Raw genomic sequence first — 8,849 nt, forward strand, 5'->3', positions numbered from 1 at the left:
CCCCTCCCCCGAGGGGGAGGGAGAATGAAAAATGCCGGTCTCGGCAGGATTGGACGCCCCCGGTTTCGGCCGGGGGCGTTTTTCTTTGCGCCTGCGACCAATTTCTCACCGAATTGCCCCGTTTCGGTCATGACCCATAAGGAAAGCACGCCTATATGACGGGCGCGCCCCTCACGGAGATGTGTCCGGCGGGGCCCAAGGGATAGCGAGAACAATGGCGGACGATGCGGGTCGGCTGAACCAGGTCTTTGCCGAGACCTCTTTCCTCTACGGGTCCAATGCGGCCTATATCGAGGAGCTGCACGAGAAGTGGGCCAATGATCCCGGCTCGGTCTCGGCGGAATGGAAAGCCTTCTTCGACCAGTTGCGCGACAACGCCGCCAGCGTGAAGGCCTCGGCCGAGGCCGGCGCCTGGGGGCGCGGAACCGCCACCGAGCCCAATGAGGCGAACGCCGTGTTCGACGGCCGCTGGCCGGCGCCCAAGCCCGACCCCAAGAAGCCCGGCGGCGCGCCGACGCCTGCAGCGGCCAAGGCCGCGCCGGCCGAGGTTTCAGGCGACGCGATCCGCGCCGCCGCCCATGATTCCATTCGCGCCCTGATGCTGATCCGCAGCTATCGCGTGCGCGGCCACCTGCAGGCCAAGCTGGACCCGCTGGGCATCGAACAGCCGGTCGAAAACCCGGAACTGACGCCGGAATTCTATGGTTTCAGCGCCGCCGACATGGATCGTCCGATCTTCCTGGACGGGGTCTTGGGGCTTCAGACGGGCACGATCCGCCAGGTGCTGGACCTGCTGAAGCGCACCTACTGCGGCAATATCGGCATCCAGTACATGCATATCGCCGAGCCGGAGGAGAAGTCCTGGCTGCAGCAGCGGTTCGAAGGGCCGGACAAGTTCGAGCAGAACGCCTTCACCAAGGAAGGCAAGCTGGCCATCCTGAACAAGCTGATCGAGGCCGAGGGCTTCGAACGCTTCCTGCACAAGCGTTTCCCCGGCACCAAGCGGTTCGGCCTGGACGGCGGCGAGGCCATGGTCCCGGCGCTGGAGCAGGTGATCAAGCGCGGCGGCAATCTGGGCGTCGATGAAGTCGTGCTGGGCATGGCCCACCGCGGCCGCCTGAACGTGCTCGCCGCCGTGATGGGCAAGCCCTACAAGGTCATCTTCCACGAGTTCCAGGGCGGCTCGGCCGTGCCCAGCGACATCGAGGGCTCGGGCGACGTCAAATATCACATGGGCGCCAGTTCGAACCGCGAGTTCGACGGCAACCACGTCCACCTGTCGCTGACCGCCAATCCGTCGCACCTCGAGATCGTCAATCCGGTGGTGCTGGGCAAGGCGCGCGCCAAACAGGCGTTCGACATCCGTGAGGCCAACGCCGGCAAGCCCGAGGCCGAATGGGCGCTGGACCGGTCCAAGGTCGTGCCCCTGCTGATCCACGGCGACGCCGCCTTCGCCGGCCAGGGCGTGGTGGCCGAGTGTTTCGCCCTGATGGGGCTGAAGGGCTACCGCACCGGCGGCACCCTGCATTTCGTCATCAACAACCAGATCGGCTTCACCACCAGCCCGCGCAACTCGCGCTCGTCGCCCTATCCGTCGGATGTGGCGCTGATGGTCCAGGCCCCGATCTTCCACGTGAACGGCGATGATCCCGAAGCGGTCGTCTTCGCCGCCAAGGTGGCCACCGAATATCGTCAGAAATTCCACAAGGACGCGGTGGTGGACATGTTCTGCTATCGCCGCTTCGGCCACAACGAAGGCGACGATCCCACCTTCACCCAGCCGCTGATGTATTCGAAGATCCGCGCCCAGCCCTCGACCCGCGAACTGTATTCGCAGCGTCTGGTCGCCGAGGGCGTGCTGACGCAGGCCGAGGTGGACGCCGAGATTGCGCGGTTCGACACCTTCCTTGACGACCAGTTCGAGGCCGGCAAGACCTGGTCCGCCGAGAAGGCCGACTGGCTGGACGGCCAGTGGCAGGGCTTCCAGTCGCCCAAGGACGAACTGCGCGGCGAGACCGCGGTGCCCCTGGCCAAGCTGACCGACCTGGGCCACCGCCTGACGACCATCCCCAACAGCGTCGACATGCACAAGACGCTGAAACGGGTCATCGACGGCCGGCGCGAGGCCATCACCTCGGGCGAGGGCCTGGACTGGGCCACGGCCGAGAGCCTGGCCTTCGCCTCGCTGGTGGACGAAGGCTTCCCGGTGCGTCTGTCGGGCCAGGACTCGGTGCGCGGCACCTTCTCGCAGCGCCATTCGGGCATCATCGATCAGACGACCGAAGAGCGTTACATCCCGCTGAACAACCTCCGCGAAGGCCAGGCCAACTACGAGGTCATCGACTCGGCCCTGTCGGAAGAGGCGGTGCTGGGCTTCGAGTACGGCTATTCGCTGGCCGACCCCAACACCATGGTGATGTGGGAAGCCCAGTTCGGCGACTTCGTGAACGGCGCCCAGGTGGTGATCGACCAGTTCATCAGCTCGGGCGAACGCAAGTGGCTGCGGATGAGCGGCCTGACCATGCTGTTGCCGCATGGCTATGAAGGCCAGGGACCGGAACACTCGTCGGCCCGTCTGGAGCGCTTCCTGCAACAGTGCGCCGAAGACAATATGCAGGTCGCCAACTGCACCACCCCGGCCAACTATTTCCACATCCTGCGTCGCCAGATGCACCGGCCGTTCCGCAAGCCGCTGATCCTGATGACGCCCAAGAGCCTGCTGCGTCACAAGAAGGCGGTCTCGTCGATGAAGGATCTGGCGGAGGGTTCGTCCTTCCACCGCGTCCTGCACGACGACGCCCAGACCCGCCCCGACGTCGCCGGGATCAAGATCAAGGCCGACAAGGCGATCCGCCGCGTCATCCTGTGTTCGGGCAAGGTCTATTACGACCTGCTGGACGCCCGCGAGAAGAAGGCCAAGGACGGCCAGGCGGTGGACGACGTCTATATCCTGCGCCTGGAGCAGTTCTATCCGTGGCCGATCCAGTCCTTGCGCAAGGAACTGGCCCGCTTCCCGAAGGCGGAAGTGGTCTGGTGCCAGGAAGAACCCAAGAACATGGGCGGCTGGACCTTCGTCGATCCGTGGCTGGAGCTGACGCTGGACAAGCTGGACGTCGCCTCCAAGCGCGCCCGCTACGTCGGCCGTCCCGGTTCCGCCTCGACGGCGGCCGGCCTGATGAGCCGCCACCTGAAGGAACTCGAGACCTTCACCAACGAAGCCTTCGCCTGATACACCTCACCGAATACTCCCAAAGAGACAGCTGGACCCGACATGGCCGACATCCTGACCCCCGCCCTCGGTGAATCCGTCACCGAGGCCACCATCGCGAAATGGACCAAGAAGGTCGGCGACGCGGTCAAGAAGGACGAACTGCTCGTCGAACTGGAGACCGACAAGGTCTCGCTGGAAGTGGTGGCGCCGGCCGACGGCGTCCTGGGCGCCATCAACGCCGCCGAGGGCGACACCGTCGTGCCGGGCACGGTCCTGGGTTCGGTGACCGAAGGCGGCGCGGCCGCCGCTGCGGCTCCGGCCTCGGCCCCAGCCAAGGCCGCCAAGGCCGAGGCCAAGGCGGCGCCCGCCGCCGCTGCGTCCAGCATCGACATCACCGTGCCGGTGATGGGCGAAAGCGTCGCCGAGGGCTCTATGGGCAAGTGGCTCAAGAAGAGCGGCGACGCCGTCAAGAAGGACGAACTGCTGGTCGAGATCGAGACCGACAAGGTCGCGGTCGAGGTTTCGGCGCCGGCTGACGGCGTGCTGACCATCGCCGCCGACGAGGGCGCGACCGTCACCCCCGGCCAGAAGATCGGTTCGGTTTCGGGTTCGGGCGCAGCCGCTTCGGCTCCGGCCGCCGCTGCCCCGGCGCCTGCCGCCGCTCCGGCCAACACCGGCTCGGCCCAGGTCTCGGGCGGCAAGAACGACACCCTGTCGCCGGCCGTCCAGCGCGTCGTCGCCGAAAACAATCTGGATCCGAAGGCCATCGCCGCCACGGGGCCCAAGGGCAATATCACCAAGGCTGACGCCATCGCCGCCATCGGTCAGGCCGCCCCGGCTCCGGCCGCCGCCGCCGCCGCGCCTTCGGCCCCGCGCGCCGTCGGCCCGCGCGAAGAGCGGGTGAAGATGACGCGCCTGCGTCAGACCATCGCCCGTCGCCTGAAGGAATCGCAGAACACGGCCGCCCAGCTGACCACCTTCAACGAGGTGGACATGACCAATGTCATGGCCCTGCGCGCCCAGTACAAAGAGGTGTTCGAGAAGCGCCACGGCGTGAAGCTGGGCTTCATGTCCTTCTTCACCAAGGCCGTGGTTGCGGCCCTGCACGAGATTCCGGCCGTCAACGCCGAGATCGACGGCACGGACATCATCTACAAGAACCACTATGACATCGGCGTCGCCGTCGGCACCGAAAAGGGTCTGGTGGTTCCGGTGCTGCGCGACGCCGACACCCTGAGCCTGGCGGGCATCGAAAAGGGCATCGGCGCCCTGGGCAAGGCCGCCCGCGACGGCGCCCTGACCATGGACCAGCTGCAGGGCGGCACCTTCACCATCACCAACGGCGGCACCTATGGGTCGCTGATGTCGACGCCGATCCTGAACGCCCCGCAGTCGGGCATCCTGGGCATGCACAACATCGTCCAGCGCCCGATGGCCATCAACGGCGAGGTCAAGATCCGTCCGATGATGTACCTGGCCCTCAGCTATGATCACCGCATTGTCGACGGCAAGGAAGCCGTGACCTTCCTGGTCCGCATCAAGGAACTGCTGGAAGACCCGCAGCGGGCCCTGCTGGACCTGTAAGAGACGGAAAGGCGGCGAGGTTCTCGTCGCCTTTTTCTTTCCCGACGAGGCCGATCATGCTGACCCTCTATACCGCCCCCGGATCCTGCAGCCGGGCCAGCCATATCGCGCTGGAAGAGTCCGGCCTGGCGTTCGAAGCCCGCCTGGTCGACTTCGCCCAGGGGGACCAGCGCCGGCCCGAGTTTCTGGCGATCAATCCCAAGGGGCGGGTTCCGGCTCTGGTGACCGATCAGGGCGTCCTGACCGAAAGCCCGGCCATTCTGGCCTATATCGCCGCCCTCGCTCCGCAGGGTCTGCTGGCGCCCGTCGAGCCCTTCGCTCTTGCGCGGATGCAGGCCTTCAACCTCTATCTGGCCTCGACTGTCCACGTCGCCCACGCCCATGGCCGCCGGGCCTCGCGCTGGAGCGACGACGCTGCGGCCCAGGCCTCGATGGCGGCCAAGGTGGCGCAGAACATGCGGGACTGTTTCACCCTGATCGAGGCGGATCTGGCCCGGAACGGAGACAGCGACTGGGTGATGGGCGACGCCTATTCCGTCGCAGATCCCTATCTGTTCACCTTCACCGGCTGGCTGGAAGGCGACGGCGTGGATGTGGCCGAGTTTCCGAATGTACGCGCCCATTACGACCGGATGGGCCGGCGTCCGGCGGTCGTCCGGGCGCTCCAGGCCGAGCAGACGCGCGCAGCCTGAGATATCATCGGTTGTGTCTCGTTTGCGCCGGTTGGACCTTTTCAGCCGACTAAGGGGTTTTCCGCACTTACGGCCCGGGCGGGAATGACGCCTTATTCCCGCCATGGAGTGGGCAGCGCGCGCGATAGGGGTGTTCTACGTCTTGGGCGGGCTGATGCTTCTGTATCAGGCCTGGCTCAACTGGCGTTTGCAGCGTGCATTGTCGGGGCTGATCCCGGTGTCCGTCACCGACCAGGTCGGGGACGGGGTGATTGCGCTGGGCGCCATGCTGGTCCTGGCCTCCGGCGCGGCCCTGGCGGCGCTCAGCGGCTGGGCGGTCGCGGCTTTCCTGGCCGGGTGGACGATCCAGGCCCTGTATCTGCTGTGGAATGATCGCGCCGTCCGCATCGCCGAGCCCACCGCCCTGAGCGGCCGTCGCCGGTCGGTCCACGCCTTCGCCGGCTATACAGCCGTCACGGCCCTGGTGCTGTGCCTGCCCATGCTGGGCGTGCTGGGCTGATCAGCCGAACTCGGCCTCGAGATCCGCCAGGCGTGCGGCCTGGTCCTCGGCGATCAGGGCGTTCAGCATGGGGTCCAGATCGCCTTCCAGGATCTGGGGCAGGCTGTGCAGGGTCAGGCCGATGCGGTGGTCGGTCACCCGGCCTTGCGGAAAGTTGTAGGTGCGAATCCGCTCGGACCGGTCGCCCGACCCGACCTGGGATTTGCGCGAGTCGGCGCGTGCCAGATCCTTGGCCTGGCGCTGCATGTCGTACAGGCGGACCCGCAGGTTCTTCATCGCCTTGTCGCGGTTCACATGCTGCGATTTCTCGGAGCTGGTGGCCACGATCCCGGTTGGAAGGTGGGTGATCCGCACGGCCGAGTCGGTCTTGTTGACGTGCTGGCCGCCCGAGCCGGAGGCGCGGAAGGTGTCGATGCGGATGTCCTTTTCCAGGATCTCGATCTCGACGTCCTCGACCTCGGGCAGGACGGCGACGGTGGCGGCCGAGGTGTGGATGCGACCCCCGGCCTCGGTGGTCGGCACCCGCTGGACGCGGTGGACGCCGCTCTCGAACTTCAGCCGGCCGAACACGCCGTCGCCGGTGACGGTGGCGATGATTTCCTTGTAGCCGCCGGCGTCGCCTTCGGTCGCCGAATCCAGCTCGATCCGCCAGCCGCGCGTGGCGGCGTAGCGCGAATACATGCGGAACAGGTCGCCGGCGAACAAGGCCGCCTCGTCGCCGCCGGTGCCGGCGCGGACTTCCAGCACGGCCGAGGCGTTCTCGTCGGCGTCGCGCGGGGCCAGCAGCAGAGCGACGTCGCGCTCCATCTGCGGCAGGCGCTCGGTCAGGTCGCGCAGCTCGTCCTGGGCCATGGCGGCCATTTCGGGATCGGCGGCCATGACCTCCAGATCGGCCATCTCGGCGCGGAGTCGGGCCAGACCCTGGACCGCGTCGGCGACGGGCTTGAGCTCGGCGTGCTCCTTGGACAGGCGGACGATCTCGACGCCGTCCGTCGCCGCACCCATGCGGGCCTCCACCTCGTGGAAACGGTCGAGCACCTGATCGAGACGGGCCTGGGGCAGACGCAAGGGGGCAATCCTGGAGAAAGGGAGGGCCGTCCTTAGCGCGCCGAGGGGCGCGATGTCGATTGTCGGCGGGGACCCCGGTCGGCGCCGGGATTGTGATTTTGGATAACGATGGCGTCAGAGGCGCTTACGCCGAGGGTTCCAAACGACTAGCTGACGGCCGATCAGCCGTGAGGAGGACGTCATGTTCGATCGCCCGCCGCCGTCGAAGCCTGTCGCCCAGGCCGCCGACGCGACTCCGGACGGCGCCGACAGCGTGGAACGGCTGTGCCGCCTGTATGACGCGCGTCTCACCGCGGCGGGCGGCCGTCTGTCGCCGGACGATGCGCGCGACCTGAAGACCATGGCGGGCCTCTATGGCCTGGATAGCGACCGGCCGGCGGTCGAGGTCTGGCGCGATCTGCGTCGGGTCATCGTGGCCCAGACATCCGGTTCCGCTGAAGGGGCCGCGCCCCGGCCGGCCGAGATCGCCGTCGTGGGGGGCGATCTGGAGCCCCTGACCCTGCTGGTGGTCGAGGATGACGCCGAGGTGGCCGCCGACCTGACGGAGCTGTTGACCGAGGCCGGGCACAGGGTGGTGGGCCCGTTCCACAGCGCGGCGGCGGCCGAGGCTGCGGCGGCCCTTCACGCCATCGACGGCGCCCTGCTGGACATCAATCTGTCCGGCGCCACGACCGGGGGCGAATTGGCCGAGGTTCTGACGCGGCGCTGGGACATTCGGGTGATTTTCATTTCCGGCGACGCTGAGGCCGCCGCCCGCTACGCCCCCCTGGCCGAGGCCCTGGTGCTGAAACCCTATACCGGTCCGCAGATCCTGGCGGCGGCGGCGCGGCTGGGCCGGCCGGGATGAGGTCGGGCCGGACGGCGAACGGCGTCTTGCGTCCGGCGCGCGGTCGCGCGATCACGGACCATGCTGTCGAACCGGTCCCGCTACGCCCTGCGCGCCATGATCCATCTGGCCGGCCTGCCGGGCGGCGGCCCCGCCACCATCGGCGAGATCGCCGAGGCCGCCACGGCCCCGCGCAAATTCCTAGAAGCCATACTTCTGGATCTGCGTCGTCAAAATCTGCTGGTGTCCAAGCGGGGGCGGACCGGAGGCTACGCCCTGGCGGCGCCGGCCGAGACCATCAGTTTCGCCGATGTGATCCGGGCGCTGGAAGGCCCCCTGGCCCTGGCGCCCTGCGCGTCGCGCACCGCCCACGGGCCTTGCGAGACCTGTCCGGACGTCGAGACCTGCCCGTTGCAGCCGGTCCTGCAGGATGGGCGCGACGCCGTCGCCGCGGTGTTCGAGGCGCGAAGCCTTCTGCAAGCCGCGTCGAATCCTTCTCCTATTGACCCAGTAGGAAAATAACACGCACCGTCGGGCGGATTTTCAGGGGCGGCCATGCAAGATTTCCTCGTCTTTCTCCTCGTCGGTTTCCTGGCCCAGTCCGTCGATGGGGCCCTGGGCATGGCTTACGGCGTCATCTCCTCGACGGTCCTGCTGTCGTTCGGCGTGCCCCCTGCGACAGCTTCGGCCAGCGTCCATGCCGCAGAGGTCTTCACCACGGCGGCGTCGGCCGGATCTCACACGGTCAACAAGAATGTAAACTGGAAACTGTTCGTGCCCCTGGCCATGGGCGGGGTGGTGGGCGGTTGCCTGGGAGCCTTCGTCCTGACCAGCATCGACGGCGACCTGGTCAAGCCCTGGATCACCGCCTACCTGGCGATCATGGGGGGCGTGATCATCTGGCGCGCGACCCGTCAGACTCGCGCGCGGATCTTCCCGGTCAGGTTCGCGGGGCCGCTGGGCGTCGTC

The 8,849-nt window shown here is 67.5% G+C and carries 8 protein-coding genes; 7 read left to right on the plus strand and 1 reads right to left on the minus strand.

Annotated features, from left to right (window positions below):
* Window positions 1-214 precede the first annotated feature (214 nt).
* From ER13_RS14020 to ER13_RS14035, 4 genes are all read left to right on the plus strand, one after another.
* On the plus strand, window positions 215-3,229 hold the full coding sequence (locus ER13_RS14020; protein ID WP_035310192.1) for a 2-oxoglutarate dehydrogenase E1 component: 3,015 nt from the start codon (window positions 215-217) through the stop codon (window positions 3,227-3,229).
* A 42-nt stretch (window positions 3,230-3,271) separates the two neighbouring features.
* A complete protein-coding gene (gene odhB, locus ER13_RS14025; RefSeq protein WP_035310194.1) occupies window positions 3,272-4,795 on the plus strand; it encodes a 2-oxoglutarate dehydrogenase complex dihydrolipoyllysine-residue succinyltransferase in 1,524 nt (507 codons plus the stop codon).
* Window positions 4,796-4,851: 56 nt separating this feature from the next.
* Entirely contained in the window at window positions 4,852-5,487 is a 636-nt protein-coding gene (locus ER13_RS14030; RefSeq protein ID WP_035310196.1) for a glutathione S-transferase family protein, read from the plus strand.
* Window positions 5,488-5,641: 154 nt separating this feature from the next.
* Complete coding sequence (locus tag ER13_RS14035) at window positions 5,642-5,986, plus strand: hypothetical protein (protein ID WP_197019800.1); 345 nt, start codon at window positions 5,642-5,644, stop codon at window positions 5,984-5,986.
* On the opposite strand, the gene prfA is transcribed toward ER13_RS14035, so the two are convergent.
* Window positions 5,987-7,054: a peptide chain release factor 1 gene (gene prfA / locus ER13_RS14040; RefSeq protein ID WP_008262463.1), complete on the minus strand. Its 1,068-nt coding sequence runs from the start codon at window positions 7,052-7,054 to the stop codon at window positions 5,987-5,989.
* Between the two features lie 181 nt (window positions 7,055-7,235).
* Between prfA and ER13_RS14045 the strand changes: the two genes are divergently transcribed.
* The 3 genes from ER13_RS14045 to ER13_RS14055 form a co-directional block, all read left to right on the plus strand.
* Window positions 7,236-7,901 (plus strand): response regulator, encoded by a 666-nt coding sequence (locus tag ER13_RS14045; RefSeq protein WP_008259015.1) that lies wholly within the window; start codon window positions 7,236-7,238, stop codon window positions 7,899-7,901.
* A gap of 60 nt (window positions 7,902-7,961) precedes the next feature.
* On the plus strand, window positions 7,962-8,402 hold the full coding sequence (locus tag ER13_RS14050) for an Rrf2 family transcriptional regulator (protein ID WP_008264352.1): 441 nt from the start codon (window positions 7,962-7,964) through the stop codon (window positions 8,400-8,402).
* A 33-nt stretch (window positions 8,403-8,435) separates the two neighbouring features.
* A partial coding sequence (locus tag ER13_RS14055) for a sulfite exporter TauE/SafE family protein (RefSeq protein WP_155988167.1) occupies window positions 8,436-8,849 on the plus strand: 414 nt, incomplete at its 3' end.

It is taken from the genome of Brevundimonas sp. EAKA (assembly GCF_000698025.1).
GTDB classification, from domain to species: domain Bacteria; phylum Pseudomonadota; class Alphaproteobacteria; order Caulobacterales; family Caulobacteraceae; genus Brevundimonas; species Brevundimonas mediterranea_A.

Coding starts and splice junctions, on each gene's coding strand:
- odhB (WP_035310194.1), top strand. CDS start 3,272: ATGGCCGACATCCTGACCCCCGCCCTCGGTGAATCCGTCACCGAGGCC.
- ER13_RS14030 (WP_035310196.1), top strand. CDS start 4,852: ATGCTGACCCTCTATACCGCCCCCGGATCCTGCAGCCGGGCCAGCCAT.
- ER13_RS14035 (WP_197019800.1), top strand. CDS start 5,642: ATGCTTCTGTATCAGGCCTGGCTCAACTGGCGTTTGCAGCGTGCATTG.
- ER13_RS14020 (WP_035310192.1), top strand. CDS start 215: ATGGCGGACGATGCGGGTCGGCTGAACCAGGTCTTTGCCGAGACCTCT.
- ER13_RS14050 (WP_008264352.1), top strand. CDS start 7,962: ATGCTGTCGAACCGGTCCCGCTACGCCCTGCGCGCCATGATCCATCTG.
- ER13_RS14045 (WP_008259015.1), top strand. CDS start 7,236: ATGTTCGATCGCCCGCCGCCGTCGAAGCCTGTCGCCCAGGCCGCCGAC.